The sequence below is a fragment of the Streptomyces sp. NPDC031445 genome, assembly GCF_055581365.1.
Genome location: NZ_JBVIJO010000012.1, coordinates 175,183 through 195,987 on the forward strand (window position 1 = coordinate 175,183; position 20,805 = coordinate 195,987).

Consider the following 20,805-nt stretch of genomic DNA (forward strand, 5'->3'; position numbering starts at 1 on the left):
GTTCGGCGGGAAGCGTCCGGCCCGGCCCCCGCGTCGCCGGCCCCGGTGGCTCAGGCCCGTCGTTGCCCGGCCGTCCGCCGGGACAGGCGGACCCGGGCCACCGTTATGGCCCCGGCCGCCAGGACGCCCAGCAGCAGGCACGCTCCCGCCAGCGCCCAGGCCCGGGGGACGACACCGCTCGTCGGCGCCGCCTCGGGCAGGTGCAGCGCGGCGTCCGGCTCGCTGGACGGTGCCGCCCCCGTGGGCAGCACCGTGCTCAGCGCGCCGGAGGGATCGAGCAGCGGCACCTCGGCGTGCGCTGCGGTGGCCTTGAGCCGGGCAGCGGTCTGGGCCGCGGTGAGGTGCGGCAGATGGGCCCGCACCAGGGCGGCGGTCCCGGCCGCGAAGGCGGTGGCCACGGACGCGCCGCTCGCGACGTAGTTCCCGGTGCCCTTCGGGCCGATCCCGGTGATGCCGACGCCGGGCGCGGCCAGGTCCGCGTGTTCCGGCTGCGGTGTTCCGTCGGGGCGTTGACCGTTGACGTCCACGTCCATGACCGAGAGCACACCGTCCGAGGCGGCCGGCCAGTAGGAGGCGGGCGGGGGAGCCGAGGACTGTCCGGAACCGGTCCGCGGCGCGGTGTCGGGTGCGGCCGGAGCCACCACGAGGACGTCCGCGGCGGCGGCGTGCTTGACGGCGGCCCGCAGCCGGGCGGTGTTCGCGGGCAGGGCCGCCGAGACGTCCACCACCTTCGCGCCGGCCGCGATGCCCGCCTCGATGCCGTCGGCGACCATGTCGGCGCTCGGCCGGCCCCACTGGTCCGTGCCCCGTTCCGCGACGATACGGGCCTTGGGCGCGACGCCCGCGAAACCGCTCCCGGGCACCGCCGAGCCGGCGATCACCCCGGCCAGGAACGTGCCGTGACCCACGCAGTCCTGAGCGGCGGCACCGTCCGCCCGCACGCGCCCGGCGAGCCCGGCGGCCTGCGGAGCCACACCCGTGTCCACCACGGCGACCAGAACGCCGCCGCCCTGGGTATAACGGTTGGCCTGCGCCAGGTTCAGGCTCAGCTGCGCCCAGGGTGTGGCGGCCACCTGGGTCGGCGAGGCCTTGGTGCAGGTGCCGGACTCCGGGTCGAGCGAAGGGGGTATCAACCGCAGTTCGGGCCCGGCCGACGCCGAGGCGACCGGCGTCGGCGTGGCGTCGCCGGCGGCCTCGGCGCTCACCGCCGGGACCACGGCGAGTGCCGCGCCGAGCAGCGGGGCCAGCACCGACAGACGCGGCGCACCGGGCCCGCGTCCCGGCCGGACCACCCGGACGTCTCGTCTCCGGGTTCCGTGTGTGAGACGGTGCGGGGACAGGCTGTCGTCGGTCATGTCATCGAATTCCCTGGCCCTGGCGACCGGTTGGCATGCCACCGGCCGCGGCTGAGGTGTCCCGCTGGATGTGGGCATGAGGACATGCTAGTCAGCTCGCGGTGCGGGCTCGGAACACATGTGACGATCGCGTCCCAGACACGGTGCCTGGCCCGACCGTTGCCGACAGCGGGTAAGCTGCCCATGAGAAACACGTGTGGCAGTGGGCCGACGCCGACCAGCCGTATGTGGCCTCGCAAGGGGCGAACCGTAGAACACCGTTTCTTCGTTCGGTTTCGGCTCGGCACCGGCCGGCCGTCATCGACGGGTCACTTCCCGCGCCGGGCGGCTGCGATGCCACCCCTGCCGGATGTGACCGCGGACTGTGAGGACCGCGTGGCCGCCGTCCTCGTGAGGAGTGTGTGATGATCCGGCGCGGCACCGGTAGGCGAGGCGGGCAGGCCGACCGGCACCCGGCCCCCCGCCTGACAGTGTCGCGCGCCGGTGAACGGGTGCACCTGGTGCACACGGGCAGCGCACCGCCACGGCGGCTCGCGGACATCGCCGACTGGCTCGGGCCCGCCCGCCCCGAGGAGGCCGCGGTGCTCGTCGGCGCCCCTCTCGGCGAGGACGGTGTCGAGGGACTGTGCGACCTGCTCGCCCCGGTGCTCCAGCGGTTCAAGGACGACGACGTACGGCTGCTGCGGCTGGTGATGTCGGCGGGAGCCGACGAGGCGGAAGGCCGCTCCTCCACGGCCAGGCTCATCTGCGAGCGGTGGGAACTCGACGTACTGGCGACCGCCGGGCCCGCGGTCGTCGTCCCGGACGGCACGCTCTTCTCACCCGACCTCCCCGATGCCCCCGGCGGCTGGTGGCACTTCTCCTTCCGCGAGGTACCGCGGCCCGTCGGCAGCCGGCTGCCCATCCCCGACTGGGAAGCCGGGCTGCGGCGGATGGACCGGAGCCTGGTCGCCGACCACGTCGTCGAGCCGGTACCGGCCGGCCTGCTGATCCGGCACGCGGGCGTGGCCCCCGCCGCCGTGCACACCCTGCCGTACGCCGTGCCTCCGGACCCCGACCGGCCGCACCTGCTCGTCGACGCGGCGGACGTGCCCGCCGCGGGACTGGCGACCGTGATCGCCGCGCTGCCGGGACGGGTGCGCAAGGACATCCGGCTGCTGTCCCTGGACGGACGCTCCCTGCTGGAGACCGGGCAGCAGGTGGCGGACCTGCTCGGCACCGACGTGCACGTGGCCAACGGGATACCCGTGGTGGTCGACGCTGACGACCCGGAGACGGACGAGGCGGGCGGGGCATCGACGGAGCTGTACATGGTCGACGCCGACGGCACGCCTGCCTGGCGGCCGTTCGCGCAGACGCTCACCTGCGCGCCGGCGGCGGACGGCCGCGGGGGGCGCGCCCGGGTCAGTTCCTGGCACAGCCCGGCTCCGCTGCTCAAGGGTGCCCGGCCCGACGCCCTGCCCTTCGACCCGACCTGGAAGGTGGCGCTCACCCCCGCCGGTCTGTGGGCCGGCCCGCGCAGCAGCGAGCCCCCGCTCACCGCGGTGACCCGTACGGCGGACGCCGACACCGTGGCCATCGAGCTCGGTGCCCCGCGCCGGGCCCTCGACGACGCGCTGTGGCCGAGCCTCGATCGCCTGTTCGGGGAGCTCGACCCCGAGGTGCGGGAACGGGCCGTCGTCCACGTCCACGGTGTCCTCGGCAGCAAGGGCATGGAGCACCTGCGGCGGCTGACGGTCCGGCACAACTTCTCCCTGATGCCACTGGCACGGGAGGAGGCCGATGCCGGAGGGGCGGCGGCGTCCGTGCCGTCCATCGCCGAGCCCTTCCCGTCCTCCGGCCCGACATCCGATTCGGAGCGGGAGGAGGAAGCCCCCGAGACGGAAGAGACCGAAGAGACCGAGTTTCCCGAGAGCGGGAGCCGGGCCGAGACGCCGGGGGTTCCTCGGGAGCTTCCCACGCAGACCGGGTCCACGAGCGCGGTGCGCGCCCCCGGGCCGTCCCCGGCACGGGCACGGGTGCGTCCGCAGGAGCAGACGCAGCCGTCGGCCACGGTCCGTCCGCCGTCCGGCTCCTCCCCGGAGCCCGCGGCCGGCGCACCCGCGGCGTCGACCGGCGCCACCGCCGCGTCCGCCCCCTCGGCGCCGTCCGGTCCGCGTACGACGGCGGCGGGGGATGTCTCCGCGTCCGGCACCGGCACGCCGGGGAAGCCGCCGAACACGTCCCCGACGCCGGCAGGCACCCCTTCCGCGCCCGCCGCAGGCACTCGTTCCGTCCCCGCGCCGGGCATCCCTTCCGCGCCGCCTGCCTCGGGCACCCCTTCCGCACCTGCCCCGGGCAGTCCTTCTGTCCCCGCCCCGGGCATCGCTTCCGCGCCGCCTGCCTCGGGCATCGCTTCCGCACCTGCCCCGGGCAGTCCTCCTGTCCCCGCGCCGGGCATCGCTTCCGCGCCGCCCGCCGCAGGCGCGTCGGCGCGGGAGGCCGCCGTACCGCCTCAGGTGGGGGAGAGCCCGGCCGGGCCGTCGGCGCCGCAGCCCCCGTCCGCGGGCGTCGGTTCCCCCTCCGAGCCGTCGCGTCGTGCGACCGGCCGCGCCGGCGTGCCGGACACGTCACCGGAGCGCGGCGCCTCGGACAGCGACCACAAGAAGCTCCGCGCCTATCTCGGCCCCTTCTGGAAGCAGCACCGCACGGCCGCCTCACAGATCGTCGAGCGCCTGTTCCCCGCTTCCTCGCGTGAGCAGTCGGACGCCCTGATCGCGGAACTGGTCGCCGTCCACGTCTATATGACGGCGGTGGACGACGCGCAGCTGCGCGTCGCGCTCGCGCAGGGCGACGACCAGAGCCGGACCCTGCTGCGCTGTCTGCGGTCCGGCATGCGCCGACTGCCCTCGTACCGGGGCGCCGCGGTGAGCACCGCCGAGGAATTCGTCGCGCGCCTCGCTCCGGAGGCCGTCGGCGACGAGTGGGAGGGGAAGCTGCCGGTCCGCGCGGTCTCGGTCGGGCGCACCTATCCGGGGCCGTCCACCGATCACCTCCTCATCTGGTCGGTCACCGGGCGCCGCAGCGGAACCCGCGCCGGCGACGACGGCCAGGACGTCCTCTTCGCCCGGGAATCACGCTTCCGCGTCCTGGGGGTCGCCCGCCGTGGCCCGGCCACCGTCGGGCTCCTGCAAGAGGTGCCGCGACACGCGCACGCCTCGCTGCCGCACCTGGACGCGGCCCTCCTCAACCGCCTGCGGACCGTACTCGACCTCCCCTCCGCGGCGCCCGAGCGGTACACCGGACCACCCGCCCCGCCCGCCGGGACGTCGCCCGTCCCCGACACGGGTGACCTGGCGACCGGTCCCGCGGACAGCAGTCTCTCCCGACCAGCCCCCACCTCCAGCGTCCCGCCCCGAGGAGCGTCATGACCCCCAGAACGCCGAGGCCCGCCGCCGAACCGATCGCCACGAGCGGCAGTGCGTCCGCCGACCGGCGGATCCGTCGCGCCGCGGCGCTGCCCATGCCCGACGGAGCGAGCATGAGCCCCCTCGCACCGGCGGATCCGCTGGGTGCCGGACCGGACGAGAGCACGCTGCGGTCCCTGGCCTCGGCGCTGGCCGCGTCCCGCACGGCGCAGGACGAGCCCGAGACGGACCCGGCCGCATGGCGCCCGCGCGGCACGGAGGAGGCCGGCCAGGAGGCCGCGGCCACCGGCGCCGACGGCGCGGCGACCGCCCCGGCGGGCTCGCCGCCGCGCCGTGCGGGCGGTGGCCGGCTGACGTCGAAGGTGGCCGAGCGGCCGTTCCTGGTCGCCGCCGCCCTGGCCGGGGCGGTCGTCGCGGCCACCCCGTTCATGACGTCCAACGGCAAGGGCCACACGACGACGTACGAGGGCCTCGGGCAGGCGGACCCGGTGGCGGTGGGGTCCGGGGGCACCTCCGACCGGCACCCCGACGCCTATCCCAGCCAGGTACCGTTGCAGGACCCGGGTACCGGTGGGGGGACGACGTCCGCGGACAACCTGCTGGACCCCGACGTCGGTGCCTGGCACGGCTCGACGGACACCTCCGCGGAGGGTGGCTCGCCGACGGGGCAGTCGCCGGTGGTGCCCGGCGTGCTGGCGGCGGACACCCCCGGCGCCCATAAGCCCACGCCCTCCACCGGCACCACGGTGGCCGCCGCGCGGCCGGCGCAGGACGCCGACGCACCGGGTCCGGTGGTGGTCGCCGCGTCCTCGAAGAACGCCGCCGCCCACGGCACCGGCGCGTCCAAGCCCGCGGCGACGGGTTCGAAACCGGCGCGGACGACTGCCGCCGACGCTCCCGCCAAGGCCGCGACCACGACGGCGGCGGCCCGAACCGCGGGCACGGCGGCCACCGGCACCGCCGTGAAGTCCGGCGGCGCGGCCGGTACGGCCGTTGCCGCGCGGACCGCCTCGCCGGCGTCCACCGGTGCCGCCACCACGACGAAGGCCGCAGACACGAAGGCCGCGGACACGAAGGCTGCGGACACCGGCGCGGCGGATACCAAGGCCGCTGATGCGAAGGCCCCGGACACGAAGGCCGCTGACACCAAGCCCACGGACACCGGTGCGACGGACACGAAGGCCACGGACGCCAAGCCCACGGACACCGGTGCGACGGACACCAAGGCCGCTGATGCGAAGGCCCCGGACACGAAGGCCGCTGACGCCAAGCCCACGGACACCGGCGCGACGGACACCAAGACCGCTGACACCAAGCCCACGGACACCGGTGCGACGGACACGAAGGCCGCTGACACCAAGCCCACCGACACCAAGCCCACCGACATCAAGCCCACGGACACGAAGGCCGCCGACGCCACGCCCACCGGTACGACGGACACCAAGGCCGCGGACAGCACCCCGGCGTCCGACCCTCAGCAGGCGACGTCCACCCAGGCGGCCGGCACCTCGGCCGACACCCCCGCCGACCAGGCCGCCGATCCGTCACCCGCTCCGGCCGAGGCGGCCCCCGCACCGCAGTGGAGCACCAAGGTCTTCACCTCCACGCTGACCCTGCGCCCCGGCGAGTCGGTGCACTCCAACCGGATGCGCATCACCATGCGTGCCGGCGGCGACCTCGTCATCTCCGACGAGAACGGCGCCGTCCGCTGGTCGTCGGGCACCACCGGACAGAACAACTACGCCACCTTCAAGGCGGACGGCGAACTCGTCGTCCGGTCCGCCTACCAGCACACCCTGTGGTCCTCCCGGACGGGTGGTCACACCGGCGCCAAGCTGGTCATCCAGAACGACGGCAACGTCACGATCCTGAGCTCCGGCGATCAGACCCTCTGGGCCGCCGGCACCCAGCACTGAGCCCACCGCGAACACCGCGAACACGAAGGAGCAGGCGTGGCCCGCCATCTGATCACCGTCGGCCAGGAGAACGGGTGCGACCACACCACCATCGGCGCGGCACTCGCCAACGCCCGGCCGGGAGCCGTCATCAGCGTCCGGCCGGGCAGCTACCGGGAGACCCTGGTGGTGAACAACCGGGTGACCATCGTCGCCGACGGCCCGCGCGGCAGCGTCGAGATCGCCCCGGACAAGGGCGCCGCCGTCACGCTCGCCGCCGACGCCGTGATGCTCACCGACCTGCTCCTGCGCGGAGGCGCGGGCGAGCTGCCGGTGATCGACGCGGTCCGCGGCCAGGTCGCCCTGGACGGCTGCGAGGTCCTCGGAGCGGGCTGGACGGCCCTGCTCAGCCGCGGTAGCGGCTCCCTCGCCATACGGTCCTGCCGGATCACCAACCCCGTCGGAGCGGGCGTGGTGGAGGCCGGCACGACCGGCAGCGTCATCGCGGACTGCCTGATCGAGAACCTGGGCACCTCCGGTGTGGTGATCAGCGAGCAGGGCCGCGCCGATGTGCGCAACTGCCGTATCCGGGACGCGCGTGGCAACGGCGTGCTGGCCAACGGCCAGTCCCGGGGCGTCGTGGAGGACTGCGAGATCACCGCCGTGGAGAAGCCCGGACTCGCCCTGGAGGGCGGTACGTCGCTGCGGGTGGTGCGCACGACGCTGCGCGAGTGCTCGGTGGGCGTGCATCTCGCGAGTTCCGTGCGCACCGAGCTGTCCCATGTGCAGGTGTACGACTCCGGCAGTCACGGCTTCGTGGTCGCGGAGCGCTCCGACCCGCAGCTGTCGTACTGCGAGACCGCCCGCACCCGGGGCAGTGGCCTGTACGTCACCGGCCGCTCCCGCGGTTACTTCGTGAACTGCGCGTTCGACGCCGCCGAAGAGGCCGCCGTGTACGTCGACGAGTCCAGCACCCCGTCCCTGACCGGGACCCGGGTGACGAACAGCAAGACGGTGGGCGTGCTGCTGGAGGGCGAGTCCGCCGCGGAGTTCGACCAGCTGGACGTCGTACGCGCCGGCGGCAACGGGGTGTCGCTGTCGACCGGTGCCAATCCGCTGCTGCGCCGGGCCCGGATCACGGAGGCGCGCGGCGCGGGCATCCTGGTCGCCGGGAACGGCCGCGGCCGGTTCGAGGACTGCGAGGTGGGCGACTGCGCCGGGCACGCCCTGCGCGTCGAGGGCGGCGGCAATCCGCACATGGGAACCTCCGCCCTGCGCGGTGCGGGCCGGTCCGGGGTCTGTGTCGGGGCCAACGGGCGGGTCACGCTGCGGGACTGCGAGATCTCCGGCTGCTCCGCCTCGGGAGCCGCGGTCGAGGAGGACGGCGACCTGTCGCTCGTGCGCACCCGGGTGCTGGGCAGCGGCGGCCACGGTGCCCTCGTCGGCACGGGCGGCCGGGTCGCGCTGAAGTCCTGTGAGTTCAGCGGGAACGCCGGGGACGGCATCCGGATCGACACCGACCGCTCCGTCGAGGTCACCGACTGCACCGTACGCTCCAACCGTGGCGCCGGCATCAAACGCGCGCCGTCCCGGGGCGAGTTCGCGCTCTCCGGTCTCACCAGCGTCGACAACAAGTCGCCGGACGAGGGCACCGACCCGGCCGCCGATCCGGTCGTACCCGAGCACACCGGAACCGGTGCCGCCGGCGGCACGGAGGGCGGGGCGCCGGAGAACGCCCTGGTCGCCGAGTTGAACGACCTCGTCGGTCTCACCAATGTCAAGGAGCAGGTCGACATGCTCGTCAGCCTGGGCAAGCTGGCCCAGCGACGGGCCCGGCTGGGCATCCCCGCCCCGCCGATGAGCCGTCACCTGGTCTTCGCGGGCCCGCCCGGCACCGGCAAGACCACGGTGGCCCGGCTCTACGGCGGCATCCTGGCGAGCCTCGGGATGCTGTCGTCCGGGCATATCGTCGAGGTGGCCCGCGCCGACCTGGTCGCCCAGGTGATCGGCGGCACCGCGATCAAGACCACCGAGGTGTTCGAACAGGCGCAGGGCGGTGTCCTGTTCATCGACGAGGCGTACACCCTGCTCTCCGACAGCAAGGGTTCCAGCGTCGACTTCGGCCAGGAGGCCATCGACACCCTGGTGAAGCTGATCGAGGACCACCGCGACGACACCGTCGTGATCGTCGCGGGCTATCCGAAGGAGATGGAGGAGTTCCTCGCCGCCAACCCGGGCCTGGCCTCGCGTTTCACCCGGACCATCGAGTTCGAGAACTACTCGGTGGACGAACTCGTCACCATCACCGAGTCCATGTGCGCGGGCCACCGCTATGTACTGGACCCGCTGACCAGGCAGGCGCTGGGGCTGCGGTTCTCCCGGATGCGACGGGACGCGACCTTCGGCAACGGCCGGGCCGCCCGCCAGGTCTTCGAGGAGATGGTCGACCGGCAGTCGCTGCGGCTGGCCACCCTGCCCGAGGCCAGCGAGGCGGACCTGATGCTGATGCTGCCCGAGGACGTCGGCGCCGACCTCGCCGAGGAACTGCGCACGGAGGTCAAGAAGAAGGAGCCCGGCGAGTCCGACGTGCTGGCCCGGCTGCGCGCCATGACCGGTCTGGGGGCGGTCAAGCGGGAGGTCGGCGGCATCGTGAACCTGCTCACCAACTACCAGCAGCGTGCCGCGCTGGGACTGCCGACCCCCTCCGTCAGCCACCACGCGGTGTTCTCCGGCCCGCCCGGCACCGGCAAGACCACCGTGGCCCGGCTCTACGCCGACCTGCTCAAGTCCTTCGGGGTGCTCTCCCGGGGCCAGCTCGTCGAGGTCGCCCGCGCCGACCTGGTCGGACGCTACATCGGTCACACCGCGCAGCTCACCAGCGAGAAGTTCGAGGAGGCCGTCGGCGGTGTGCTCTTCATCGACGAGGCGTACACGCTGACGCCCGAGAACTCGCCGCAGGACTTCGGCCGTGAGGCCGTGGACACCCTGCTGAAGCTGATGGAGGACCGGCGCGACGAGGTCGTGGTGATCGTCGCCGGCTACCCGGCGGAGATGGACCGGTTCCTGGAGTCCAACCCGGGCCTGGCCTCCCGTTTCTCCCGGCACGTCACCTTCGAGGACTACTCCACCGACGAACTGCTGTCGATCATGGAGGAGCAGGCGTCGACGGCGGGATACGTGTGCGCGCCGCAGACCAGGGAGGCCCTGCGCCTCCACCTCGACGGCCTGCCGCGCACCAAGAGCTTCGGCAACGCGCGTCTCGCCCGCCAGCTGCTGGAGGCCATGATGACCCGGCAGGCGGGCCGGCTGGCGTCCCTGCCCGCACCCGACCTGGAGGCGCTCACCACCCTCCTCCCGCAGGACCTGCCCGAGGCAGCGCTCGCGGCGCTGCCGGGCGGGGAAGGATGAGGTGCGGTGACACCGTGGCGGGCGGCGCCGGCCGGGCGCGGTGACTTCGCTCTCCGCCGCGGCCGCTTCGGATGGGATCGGGTACAGGTGTACGCCGTCGGTACGGTGCGAGAGGAACAGCCGCCGCTATGCGATCCGCCTGTCGGTCAGCCCGGTCACGGCCGGCTCCGTGGCCCACGGCCTCCGCGGAACCTGGAAGCCGTCGCCGTGACCGGGCCACGGGGCCGCGCTGTCCGTGTCGAACGGCTTCACGGCGAGCAGGACCCAGCGCACCGGGCTCAGATCGCTCGGGTCGGTCACGACCCGCACCCGGAAGCGCTCGACCCGTGCGCCGTCGAACCGCACGCCGGCAGTGGGGTGCGCTGCCGGGACCGGCCGGAGCCGGAGGCGGGTTCAGGTGCGATGCCAGGGCGTCCCGCGGGCTCCGACGGGGGCGACGTCACCGGGTCGGCGCGCCGCAGTCCGTGACGGACCGTCAGCCTGTGCAGCAGCTCACCGTCCCCTGCGTCGAGAACGCCGTGGACGTGCACCACGGCCCGGACACAGACCTCGGGCTCCAACTGCCCGAACAGCCTCTCCAGCGCCGGCCACAGGGATGCGTCGAGCGGCCGGTGCGAATCCCAGGGCCCGAGGTCGAGTGCGACGGTGTCGGCGCGGGCGGGGCGGGCCGTGGCGAGCGGCGGTGGTGCGGCGTCACGCGGTCCGATCCACAGACCCGACGGGGTCACCCCCGCCTTCCAGTCCCGGCCCAGCGACAGCGCGTCGGGCCCGGTGCCCGCGCTCAGCACCGCGGGGACCCGCCATTGCGTGACGCGCGCCGGCCGGCTGCCCTCGCTCGTCGCCGGCCCGTGGGCGAGGGTCCGGGCGAAGGGCCGCCAGGCGGGCCGGCCCTCCTCGTCGAGCAGGTACTGGTCCGCGTCGGCGTCGCCTGCCGAGACGCCCTGCGGGACGGCCCTGCCGTTCATGACGGGCACACCCAGCGCCACGCCGACCTCGCGGCCCAGGAGGTCCGACACCTCCTGAGCGGTCCGTGACATCGGCCGACCCGCCAGCGAAACCAGCCGCAGCGAGCCGCGGACCCGCTCGGGGAGCGTCCCCATGACCACCGCGAGGACGGTGGCGGGAGTCCGCGGCGAGGTGATGATCAGCTGCGGCCGGCCGTCCTCCGGCGGTACGGCGTGCAGCCGGGCGTGGGTGGCGGGCGACACCGGTCCCGCGGGCCGCACGGCCAGCCCGGCCGGCACGGGTTCGACGGTGTGCCCGGCCAGTGTCTGGCGGCCCACCCGACGCACCGCGATCTCCCAGTCCGGGATGGGCAGATGACTGCTCACGTGCCGGGCGGCCGTGCCGGGCGAGAAGTGCCACCAGCCGCCGGGTCCCCCCGGGTGGCCGGGCGCGAAGAGACGACCCGCCGCCGTCACGAGCGCGGACCCGGCGGTGGCCAGGACGTCCACTCCCCACCGTTCGCTGATCAGCCGGGCCGCCGACGGGCTGTCGCCGGCGTCGTGGGCGCCCTCGGACATCACCAGTGTCAGCAGGCGCACCCGCGCGTCCCGGCCCGCCTCCAGCGCGGGCGCCAGCAGCCGGCCCAGCCCCTCCGCGCCGCCCTCGACCGAGGGCACGCCGACCACGACGAACGCCTCGTTCGGCCGGGTGGGGCCGAGCCGGCCGGCGAGCCGGGTGAGCCACACCGGCGGTCTGCTCCCCGAGTGCACCAGATGCAGGTGCTCGCCGGCGGAGGTGACCGTCGACGCCGTCGCCGTGTCGTACCCAGCGCGGCGCGGGTCTCCCGCGGGGATGACGGTCATGCGGCCCTCACAGTCCATGGTCACGACGGAAGGAGACACACGAAGGGCATGACACGGACACGCGTCGTCGACCTCGCGGCCGGCCCCGTGCTCCCCTGTGCCCGCCGGGTCCGTTTCCGGCACACGTGTCTCCGGGCCGGAGTCTACCGGACACATGTCGGACGAAGATATGTACATGATTCGCTGGTTTCGCCCTCGATGGGGGCGTAGGTTCGTCCAGATAGGTGTGAGATACCCATGGGGAGAGGCGGACGTCATGGCGGCAGAACCGGTGCGGTTCATCTCCGACGAGCGACTGGAGGTGGTGACGATCCCCGTGTCCGACGTCGAGCGGGCGAAGGCGTTCTACCTACGGCTCGGCTGGCGACTGGACCGCACACCACCGGCGAAGGTGCAGGTCACCCCGCCGGGATCGGCGTGCTCGGTGCAGTTCGGAGCGGGCCTGACCACGGCCGAACCCGGCTCGGCCCAGAACATGTACCTGTGCGTCCCCGACATCGTCGCGGAACGGGACAGGCTGGTGGAGCTGGGGGTCGAGGTGGGCGACTACTACCACACCGGGGGGCCCGCCCCCGAGCCCGGACTGCACCCCGGGCGGGAGAGCTACCGTTCGCACTTCCCCTTCCGCGACCCGGACGGCAACGCGTGGCTGGTCCAGGAGGTCACCTCCCGCCTGCCCGGCCGTATCGGCGCCGGCCCGACGGCCTTCACCTCCGCGGACGACCTCGCCCGGGCCCTGCGCCGGGCGGCCGCGGCACACGCCGAACGACCGGAGGGCACCGGCGACGCGGATCCCGGCTGGGCCGAGTGGTACGCCGCGTACCTGGTGGCCGAGCAGACCGGAAGCGGCGGCAGCTGACGCGCCGGGCCGGCGCGCGGCCAGTCAGATGACGTATGGACCCGCACGGGCGATGCCGCATCCTGGACCGGGGCAGGTCCTCCGGTACGCGTCAGGAGCGCCGCCGGGGGGCGACCGGATCCAGAAGCAGAGTGAGAGAGAGTGGGATGCACGACCCCGCAGACAGCCACCCGGACATCCACTGGCCGTCCGGCTTCTCACCTGCCGAAGCCCACGGCTTCCACCACGTCCGGGCCGTCGTGCCCGGCCCGCCCGAGCGGGTCTTCCGCGTACTCACCGACGCGGCGGACTGGACGAGCTGGGTCCCGGGGTGCGAGGAGGTCAGCACCCGGACCTTCACCCAGACCTTCGAGGTGCTCTGGTGCGGCCACCGGTTCGAGGTCTACGTGGGGGAGAACGTACCGCCCCGCCGGCTCGGCTGGATGTGCCTGGGCACCAGCGTCCGGCTGTACCAGGGGTATCTGCTGACCGAGGTCGGGGAGGACACGGAGATCGTCGTCGAGAGCGCCGTCCGCGCCTTCCTCCCGAAGGCGTTCGACACGTTGTCGCCCGCCTGGGTGGAACGCCTGGACGAACTGTGGCAGGCCCAGCTCGCCCGGCTGTCGGACGGTCCGCCGCCGGGCGTGTGAGCCGTTCCCCCGCCGTCGGGCAGCCTCCGGTGACACGCGGGCCGGGTGTGGGCCCGGCCCGGCGGCCCACCGGCCGGCTGGGCCGCCGTCACCCGCACGTCAGGCCGTGAAAGCCGTCCACGACTCCTCGGTGCGGAAACCTGCCTGCTCGAAGAGCGGCAGCGCCTCCTCGCTGGAGTGCAGGTACGCCGTGTGCGCCCCGGCGGCCCGGCCGTCCCGCAGGATCGCCTCGGTCACCGCGCGGCCCACACCCCGCCGCCGGTGCTCGTGCAGGGTGCCGATGTTGGCGAGCCCGACATGCCGTTCGGTGAGGACCGCCAGACCCGCTCCGGCCGGCACCCCGTCCACCTCGGCGACGTAAGCCTGCACGAAGGACTGCCCGAGCACGCGGGGCGTGTACAGACTGCTGATGATCATCGGGGGAGCCCCGAAGGCGGCGCCTAGCACGGTGGCGAAGGTCTCGTCCTCGTCGTCGCGGAGCGGACGCACGGTCACCGGCCCGTGGCCGGACTCCCGGCTGTCGCGGTCCTCGTCCAGCGACAGCAGCATGAAGGGCTGCCGGGTCACTGTGCGCAGCCCGTGAGCGGCCGCGATGCCGACGATCTCGGCACCGGGCTCGCCCCGCAGCCGGATGCTCCAGGGCAGCTGTGCGACATGCGGTGCGGCCTTCTCGCAGAGCAGCTCGATCTCCGCCGCGTCCGGCACGTCGGCCACACTCATGATGCTGTTGAGCAGGGGGATCAGCGAGCGGGTGACGGCCAGCAGGGCGCCGCCCGGACCGCGCTCGTGCAGGCCGTCCGGGAGGGCGTCGGCGAGCCGCTCCGTAGCCGTCTGGAAAGCCGCCGCGGCCTCGGAAACCACCTCGTTATTGGTCATACGTGTGAGTGTATCCCGAATCACATGTGGGTCGCGGCCTCGGTGAGTGTGTGACATGTGTGTACCGCGGCCGGCCTGACCCGTGGACACATGTGCTGCCCCGCGGTCACGGGCGGCGGCGGGCACGCTTGACAGGCCGCTGCCAGGACCCGGCTGCCCGACCTTGGATGAAATACCACCTTATGACCAGATTGTGCGTAGTGGCTGCGTGCTGCGCGACGGGCTGATTCGTGGTGTTCGCGTGCGCCTTTCGCGGGAGGCTTGCAATGGCCGGGGCCGTGCGGGACGGTTGCCGGAGGAAATCTGTTCCCGTATGGCAGAAAGGTGGTGAGGTGCGCACCGTGCGTGCCTCTGTTTGTGACTGCTTCTCGCAGCTGTTCCGCCCCTCGACCCGAGGCCGGCCGGCAGACGGGCCCGGCGTGGACTGAGGCTCCCTATCCTGTGCTGGTCTCCGACCGGCACGGCCGTCTCGTGCGCCTGAACGACGCCGCCCGGCTGGTACTGCCGGACGCGGTGAACGGCGCCCGGCTCTCCGCGCAGGTGCCGGCCTGGCTCGCCGACGCCCATCAGCGGGCCGTCTTCCCCTTCCCTCCGGGCACTGCCGCCGAGGTCCCGCACGGAGCCATCGGCGACCGCTACTTCGAGGCGCACCCCACCGTCAGCGAGGGTGAGGTGGTGTGGTGGCTGGTCGACGCCACCGACCGCCGCCGGGCCGAACGGGCGCTCAGCGACGCGCGGCGCCGCTCCGAGGTGTTGTCGCAGGCGTCCAGCACACTGCTGTCCACGCTGAACGTGCCGCGGTGCATGGAGGTGGCCGCTTCCCTGGCCGCCGAGCACCTCGCCGACGCCGCCGTCCTGATCGCGCCGCCCCAGGGACGGCGCTGCTCCCTCGCCCACGCCCGCCGGGGCGGCCCCGCCGTCCGGACCAGCCGGCAGGTCGACATCGCCGGTGTGCCCGGGCTCACGGAGGCGCTGCAGGGGTACCCGCCGGTCCCGGCCCGCTGGATCAACCCCGACGACATCCCCGACTGGGCGATCCCGGACGGCTTCACCGGCCCGGTCGGCTCCGTCATCGTGGCCCCGCTGCCCGGGCACGGCGTCCCGGCCGGCGCGCTCATCCTGCTGCGCTCGAGCACCGAGCGGGCCTTCACCGAGGGCGAGGAAGGCTTCGCGCGCCTGTTCGCCGCACGCGCCGGCGCCGCCCTGTCCGCCGCCCGCCTCTACACCGAGCAGGCCACGATCACCGCCACGCTGATGCAGGACCTGCTGCCGCCCACGCTGCGCACGGTGCACGGCGTGGAGTACGCCGGCAGCTACCGGCCCGCCAAGGACCACGAGCGGATCGGCGGTGACTTCTACGACGTCCACCCCGGCGCCGGCCCGGCCGAGGAGACGCTGGTCGTCCTCGGTGACGTGGCGGGCAAGGGCCTGGACGCGGCGGTCCTCACCGGCAAGATCCGCAACACCCTGCACGCCCTGCTGCCCCTGGCCGAGGACCACCAGCAGATCCTCAACCTGCTCAACAGCGCCCTTCTCACCTCCCGCCACACCCGCTTCGCCACCCTCGCGCTGGCCTCCGTACACCGCCGCGACGGCCGGGTGCGGCTTCGGCTGACCAGTGCCGGACACATGCCGCCCCTCATCGTCCGCACCGACGGCACCGTGGAGGAGGCCGGCACCCGCGGCACTCTGGTCGGCGCCCTGCCGACCGTCACCGCGCGCACCGTCGAGACGGTCCTCGCGCCCGGGGAGACCTGCCTGCTGTACACCGACGGGATCACCGAGGCCCGCGGCGGCCCGCTCGGTGACGAGCTCTTCGGGGAGGACCGTCTGAGGCGGGCGCTCGCCGACTGCGTGGGCATGCCGGCGGAAGCGGTGGTGGAGCGGGTGCGGATGCTGGCCGCGCAATGGCTGGGCACCGGCCGCCACGACGACATGGCCGTCATGGCCGTCACCGCCCCGAAACCGGCGCGCTGAGCACCGTGGACGGCCGTGCGAGCGGTGGACCGACCAGGAGGAGCAGGCAGTGAGTGAGCCCACCGCGACAGCCGGTGCGGTGCAGCGGCTGTGGGAGGCCGTGATCGACGGTGACGAGCACCGTGCCGCGGCGATCGTCCACGACGCCCTCGCGCAGGGGGTGAGCCAGGAGACGCTCCTGCTCCGGGTCATCGCGCCCGTGCAGGAGAGAGTCGGCATCGCATGGGCGGCGGACCGTATCAGCGTCGCCCAGGAGCACGCCGCCACCGCCATCAACGAGCGGGTCATCGCCTCCCTCGCCCACCACCCCGGCGCCGGCCGGCCCGCGCCTGACCGCGGCCGGGTGACGGTGGCCTGCGTGGACGGGGAATGGCACGCGCTGCCCGCCCGCCTGGTCGCCGAGGTCCTCGCCCTGCACGGCTGGCGGGTGGACTACCTCGGCGCCCAGACACCCACCCCGCACCTGGTCGCCCACCTGCATCTGACCGACCCCGACGCGGTCCTGCTGTCCGGATCGATACCCACCCACCTGCCGACCGCGCACGCGGCCATCACCGCCTGCCAGGCCATCGGTGTCCCCGTCCTGGCCGGCGGCCGCGCCTTCGGGCCCCGGGGGCGCTACGCCACCGCTCTGGGCGCCGACCGGTGGGCGGCCGACGCGCGGGCCGCGGTCGCCGTCCTGGCGGCAGGCGTACCGCGGCCGGACGCCTCGGCGATCCGGCACACGGTGGACGACCTGCCGCACCTGGCCGACCAGGAGTACACCCTGGTCGCCCGGTCCCGGCCCCAGGTCGTCAAGCAGACCCTGGCCGACCTGGACCACCGCTTCCCCGCCATGCGCGCCTACAGCGGCGCCCAGCGCGAACGCACCGCCGAGGACATCGCCCACATCGTCGACTTCCTGGCCGCCGCCCTCTACGTCGACGACCCCGACCTGTTCACGACCTTCCTCACCTGGACCGCCGGCATCCTCATGGCCAGGGGCGTCCCCGTCCACTCGCTGCCGGCGGGCCTCGACGCCCTGGCCGGCCAACTCCACGACTTCCCCCGCGCCCTGAAGATGCTCGACCACGGCAGGACCGCCCTGGCCGAGGTCATCGCCCGTCCCGCCCCCGGCCCCGGCCCACACGCATGACGCACATGCGACCCGGCGAATTCACCCTGACCGTCCGCCGCGAGTCCGGCACGCTGACCGTCCTGGTCGGCGGCGAACTCGACTACGACACCAGCGACGACCTCCTCGACGAGGTCAGCCGGAGACTCACGGCCGGCGGCCCACCGCCGGCCGATGTCCGGCTCGACTTCCGTGAGCTGGCGTACATCGACTCCTCCGGGCTGACGGCCCTGCTCATGATCCACCGCCGCACCAGCGCCCTCGGAGCCACCCTCCACCTGGACAACCGGCCGGCCCACCTCGAACGCATGCTGCACGTCACCGCCGTCCTCGGCCACCTCACCGCACCACCCACCCCCATCTGACCCCGCCAGGCCACCGCCCGCCGAGCGAGCCGCCCGGCGGGGGAGTCGTCGCCGCGCTCGGCCGCCCCGGGGCCGAGCGGGAGCCGGCTGCTGCCGCCCGGCTGCCCGATCGTCGTTGCCTGGCCGCTGCCGCGCGGCGGCCCGGCCGCCGTTGTCCGGCTGTCCGATCGCCGTCGTCCGGCTGCTGCCGCCTGGCTGCCCGATCGTTGTTGCCTGGCCGCTGCCGCCTGGCGGCCCGGCCGCCGTTGTCCGGCTGTCCGATCGTCGTTGCCTGGCCGCTGCCGCCTGGCTGCCCGATCGTTGTTGCCTGGCCGCTGCCGCCCGGCTGCCCGATCGCCGTTGCCCGGCCGCTGCCGCCTGGCTGCCCGGCCGCCGCTGCCCAGCCGCCGTTGTCCGGCTGCCCGATCGTCGTTGCCTGGCCGCTGCCGCCCGGCTGCCCGATCGCCGTTGCCCGACCGCTGTTGCCCGGCTGCCCGACCGCCGCTGTCCGGCCCGCTGGCGCCCGGCCGCCGACGCCCGGCTGCCCGATCGCCGTTGCCCGGCTGCCCGGCCGCCGCTGTTCGGCCCGCTGGCGCCCGACCGCTGCCGCCGGGCCGCCCCACCGCCGTTGCCCGGCCGCTGCCGCCGATCGCCGTCGCCCGGCCGCCCGTTGCCGTCCGGCCGCCGTCGCCTTGCCGGCTAGGCGCCCGGTGCGGGCGTCGGTGCGTCGGTGAGTGCCTCCGCCTTGGCGCGCATCTCCGCGGCGCGCGCGACCCGCAACGAAGCGAAGAGGTCGGCCGACCGGAGCAGGTTCGCCCGTGCCTCTTCCCTCTCCCCGCGCTCCACCTGGGCGGAGGCCAGGTCGTCGAGCACTTCCGCCTGCTTGTACTCGTCGAGGACCTCCTCGTAGAGCCGCAGCGACGCACGGTACTCGGCGATCGCGCCGTCCAGGTCGCCCAGGCGCTGCCGGATGTAGCCGATGTTGCCCCGGACACCGGCCTCGTCGTGACGGTTGCCGGTCGCCCGCAGCAGGGGGAGCGCTTCCTCGCACGTGGCGAGGGCGTCCTGGTACTCGCCGAGGGCGGCGAGGAACCAGCCCATGATGGCGATCGAGCGCGCGATCTCCCACTGCCCGCCCAGCGACCGGGCGATCGCCAGGCTCCTGCGCGCGTACTCCAGGCCCTCGGCGTAGCGCTGCTGGAAACTGCGCACACGGCTGGCGTACCGTTCGGCGAGCATCCGCTCCTTCGCGGGCAGCCGGTCCAGCTGACCGAGCATCAGGCCGATCGGCTCGTCGGCCCCGGCGACGTCACCCGTCTCGACCATGGCGATCGACAGGTTCGTACTGGTCCGGGCCACGGCCACCGGGTCGTCGAGGATCAGGGCCGCGTCGAGCCCGATGCGCGAGGCCGTCAGCTCCTCCGCCCAGCGGCCCGCCACCGAGTTGTACGCGGCCCACTCCCGGGTCAGCGCGATGCGGTGGCGCAGCAGCCGGGGGTCGTCGAAGGCGCGCACCGCGGCGGCGGCGGCCGACTCCTCCTGGCGGTACCAGTCCAGTCCCTCGTCGCGGTCGTCGATCGTCACGAGCACCACTCCCGGCGCCGGATCACCGATCGGCTCGTCCGGGAAACGGGACACGAAGGTGTTCGCGGTGTGGGCGTTGTGGCACAGGTAGTCCAGCAGACGTATCTCGGCGCCGGAACGGTCGTCCTCCTCCTGCCCGGCCAGTTCGGCGCCGTACGCGCGTACCAGGTCGTGCAGGACGTAACGGCCGGCGGCGTCGCGGGAGAGCAGGCTGGCCGTGGTCAGTTCGCGCAGGTGACGCCGGGCGGCCGGCATCGGGACACCCGCCAGCGAGGCGGCGGCCTGCGCGGACACCGCAGGGCCCGGGTGAACCGCCAGATACCGGAAGAACCGGGCGGCTTCCGGGGTGAGTGCCCGGTAGGACCAGGAGAAGACGGCGCGGACGTCGGCCCGCCGGTCGTCGCCCGCGAGGGCGTCCAGCCGGGGTATGGCCTGCCGCAGCTCACGCACGCCCAGCCGCAACGGCATCCGGGGTGCCGCGCTCAGCTGGGCACCGACGACGGCGACCGCCAGCGGCAGGTACCCGCACAGCTCGACCAGCTCGGCGGCGGCCTCCGGTTCCGCCCGGCACCGCTCCTGTCCGATCCGCGCGGCCAGCGCGGCCAGCGCCTCCGGCGGCGTCCAGACGTCGAGGCTGATGAGGCGGGCCCCTTCGGCAACGGCCAGACCGGTGAGCTGACTTCGAGAGGTGACGATGGTCAGGCACCCCGCCGAGGCGGGCAGCAACGGCCTGACCTGGTCCGGGTCCCGTGCGTTGTCCAGGACGACGATCAGCCGCAGGGACGCGGTCCGCTCCCGGAACACGGCGGCGCGCTCCTCCGTGCCCGGCGGCATCTCGCTGCTCGGCACTCCGAGTGCGCGGAGGAACCCGCCGAGGGCCACTCCCGGATCGAGGGGGTCGTCGGTCTCCTCGAAGCCGCGCAGGTTCACGTACAACTGGCCGTCCGGAAAGCGGTCGGCCACCTGGTGCGCCCAGTGCACGGCCAGCGCCGTCTTGCCCACTCCCGCCAGGCCGCCGATCGCCGAGATCACGACATGGCCGCCCTGCGCCGCCACCTGCGAGGTGATGCGGTGGACGGTGGCCAGGGCCTCTTCGCGTCCGCGGAACGCCGCGAGGTCCGGCGGCAGCTGCCGTGGCACCCGTCCGGCACGCCGTACCGACGCCTGCACGAGGTGGCGCCGTTCCTCCTCGCTCAGTTCCAGGGCGTCCAGCAACTCGTTCAGCGTGGCCTGCCGGGGCAGGCTCCTGCCTCGTTCCATGTCGCTGATGGCCCGGACACTCACGCCGGAAGCCTCGGCGAGGCTCTCCAGGGTCAGCAGGGCCCGCTGTCGTGCCGCACGCAGCAGCCGGCCGAACGTCGCCTCGTCCATCCCACACCCTCTCCCGGAACCGCCGGCCCACGGGCCGAGGGCGCGACCGGCCAGACGCTAACAGTTCCGGAACGGGCGTCATCGGTGCGACGGGGGTCCGCGGGACCCACGCGCGGCCCGGTACGGACAGGCAGGGACCGAAGGGGCCGGGATCTCGGAAACGCCATCGGATACGTCG

General features: G+C 74.1%; 13 protein-coding genes. 8 read left to right on the forward strand and 5 right to left on the reverse strand.

What is annotated here, in order from left to right; genetic code table 11:
* Positions 1-50 precede the first annotated feature (50 nt).
* The gene (locus ACZ5DC_RS28805; RefSeq protein WP_468657426.1) at positions 51-1,355 is read right to left on the reverse strand and encodes a S8 family serine peptidase; all 1,305 of its coding nucleotides are present in this window, start codon (positions 1,353-1,355) and stop codon (positions 51-53) included.
* A gap of 500 nt (positions 1,356-1,855) precedes the next feature.
* Between ACZ5DC_RS28805 and ACZ5DC_RS28810 the strand changes: the two genes are divergently transcribed.
* From ACZ5DC_RS28810 to ACZ5DC_RS28820, 3 genes are read left to right on the forward strand one after another with little or no spacing between them, the layout of a single operon-like run.
* On the forward strand, positions 1,856-4,765 hold the full coding sequence (locus ACZ5DC_RS28810; RefSeq protein WP_468657428.1) for a hypothetical protein: 2,910 nt from the start codon (positions 1,856-1,858) through the stop codon (positions 4,763-4,765).
* Complete coding sequence (locus ACZ5DC_RS28815; RefSeq protein WP_468657430.1) at positions 4,762-6,678, forward strand: hypothetical protein; 1,917 nt, start codon at positions 4,762-4,764, stop codon at positions 6,676-6,678. Before ACZ5DC_RS28810 ends, ACZ5DC_RS28815 begins: the two co-directional genes overlap by 4 nt.
* Positions 6,679-6,714: 36 nt before the next feature.
* Positions 6,715-10,065 carry a right-handed parallel beta-helix repeat-containing protein gene (locus ACZ5DC_RS28820; RefSeq protein WP_468657432.1) on the forward strand — a complete coding sequence of 1,117 codons (3,351 nt, stop codon included), beginning with the start codon at positions 6,715-6,717 and terminating at the stop codon, positions 10,063-10,065.
* Positions 10,066-10,191: 126 nt separating this feature from the next.
* On the opposite strand, the gene ACZ5DC_RS28825 is transcribed toward ACZ5DC_RS28820, so the two are convergent.
* Both ACZ5DC_RS28825 and ACZ5DC_RS28830 read right to left on the reverse strand, forming a co-directional pair.
* The gene (locus ACZ5DC_RS28825; RefSeq protein WP_468657434.1) at positions 10,192-10,365 is read right to left on the reverse strand and encodes a hypothetical protein; all 174 of its coding nucleotides are present in this window, start codon (positions 10,363-10,365) and stop codon (positions 10,192-10,194) included.
* The gene (locus ACZ5DC_RS28830; protein WP_468657676.1) at positions 10,362-11,891 is read right to left on the reverse strand and encodes a hypothetical protein; all 1,530 of its coding nucleotides are present in this window, start codon (positions 11,889-11,891) and stop codon (positions 10,362-10,364) included. The genes ACZ5DC_RS28825 and ACZ5DC_RS28830 overlap by 4 nt, the downstream gene beginning before the upstream one ends.
* 238 nt (positions 11,892-12,129) lie before the next feature.
* On the opposite strand from ACZ5DC_RS28830, the gene ACZ5DC_RS28835 reads away from it, so the two are divergent.
* Both ACZ5DC_RS28835 and ACZ5DC_RS28840 read left to right on the forward strand, forming a co-directional pair.
* Positions 12,130-12,732 (forward strand): VOC family protein, encoded by a 603-nt coding sequence (locus tag ACZ5DC_RS28835; protein WP_468657436.1) that lies wholly within the window; start codon positions 12,130-12,132, stop codon positions 12,730-12,732.
* Positions 12,733-12,878: 146 nt separating this feature from the next.
* Positions 12,879-13,361 (forward strand): SRPBCC family protein, encoded by a 483-nt coding sequence (locus tag ACZ5DC_RS28840; RefSeq protein ID WP_468657438.1) that lies wholly within the window; start codon positions 12,879-12,881, stop codon positions 13,359-13,361.
* Between the two features lie 99 nt (positions 13,362-13,460).
* On the opposite strand, the gene ACZ5DC_RS28845 is transcribed toward ACZ5DC_RS28840, so the two are convergent.
* The gene (locus ACZ5DC_RS28845; RefSeq protein ID WP_468657440.1) at positions 13,461-14,237 is read right to left on the reverse strand and encodes a GNAT family N-acetyltransferase; all 777 of its coding nucleotides are present in this window, start codon (positions 14,235-14,237) and stop codon (positions 13,461-13,463) included.
* Positions 14,238-14,588: 351 nt separating this feature from the next.
* Here ACZ5DC_RS28845 and ACZ5DC_RS28850 point away from each other — a divergent pair, with 351 nt between their 5' ends.
* The 3 genes from ACZ5DC_RS28850 to ACZ5DC_RS28860 are packed head-to-tail and all read left to right on the forward strand — an operon-like array spanning position 14,589 to position 17,693.
* Complete coding sequence (locus tag ACZ5DC_RS28850; RefSeq protein ID WP_468657678.1) at positions 14,589-16,214, forward strand: PP2C family protein-serine/threonine phosphatase; 1,626 nt, start codon at positions 14,589-14,591, stop codon at positions 16,212-16,214.
* A gap of 49 nt (positions 16,215-16,263) precedes the next feature.
* A complete protein-coding gene (locus ACZ5DC_RS28855; protein ID WP_468657442.1) occupies positions 16,264-17,349 on the forward strand; it encodes a cobalamin B12-binding domain-containing protein in 1,086 nt (361 codons plus the stop codon).
* A gap of 5 nt (positions 17,350-17,354) precedes the next feature.
* Positions 17,355-17,693 carry an STAS domain-containing protein gene (locus ACZ5DC_RS28860; RefSeq protein WP_468657444.1) on the forward strand — a complete coding sequence of 113 codons (339 nt, stop codon included), beginning with the start codon at positions 17,355-17,357 and terminating at the stop codon, positions 17,691-17,693.
* Between the two features lie 678 nt (positions 17,694-18,371).
* Here the strand turns inward: ACZ5DC_RS28860 and ACZ5DC_RS28865 are convergent.
* On the reverse strand, positions 18,372-20,627 hold the full coding sequence (locus ACZ5DC_RS28865) for an ATP-binding protein (RefSeq protein WP_468657446.1): 2,256 nt from the start codon (positions 20,625-20,627) through the stop codon (positions 18,372-18,374).
* Between the last annotated feature and the right edge of the window lie 178 nt (positions 20,628-20,805).

Bases quoted from the DNA above. Each gene is read 5' to 3' on its own strand.
- ACZ5DC_RS28805 (WP_468657426.1), bottom strand. From the start codon at position 1,355: ATGACCGACGACAGCCTGTCCCCGCACCGTCTCACACACGGAACCCGG.
- ACZ5DC_RS28815 (WP_468657430.1), top strand. From the start codon at position 4,762: ATGACCCCCAGAACGCCGAGGCCCGCCGCCGAACCGATCGCCACGAGC.
- ACZ5DC_RS28830 (WP_468657676.1), bottom strand. From the start codon at position 11,891: ATGGACTGTGAGGGCCGCATGACCGTCATCCCCGCGGGAGACCCGCGC.
- ACZ5DC_RS28835 (WP_468657436.1), top strand. From the start codon at position 12,130: ATGGCGGCAGAACCGGTGCGGTTCATCTCCGACGAGCGACTGGAGGTG.
- ACZ5DC_RS28840 (WP_468657438.1), top strand. From the start codon at position 12,879: ATGCACGACCCCGCAGACAGCCACCCGGACATCCACTGGCCGTCCGGC.
- ACZ5DC_RS28845 (WP_468657440.1), bottom strand. From the start codon at position 14,237: ATGACCAATAACGAGGTGGTTTCCGAGGCCGCGGCGGCTTTCCAGACG.
- ACZ5DC_RS28860 (WP_468657444.1), top strand. From the start codon at position 17,355: ATGCGACCCGGCGAATTCACCCTGACCGTCCGCCGCGAGTCCGGCACG.
- ACZ5DC_RS28865 (WP_468657446.1), bottom strand. From the start codon at position 20,627: ATGGACGAGGCGACGTTCGGCCGGCTGCTGCGTGCGGCACGACAGCGG.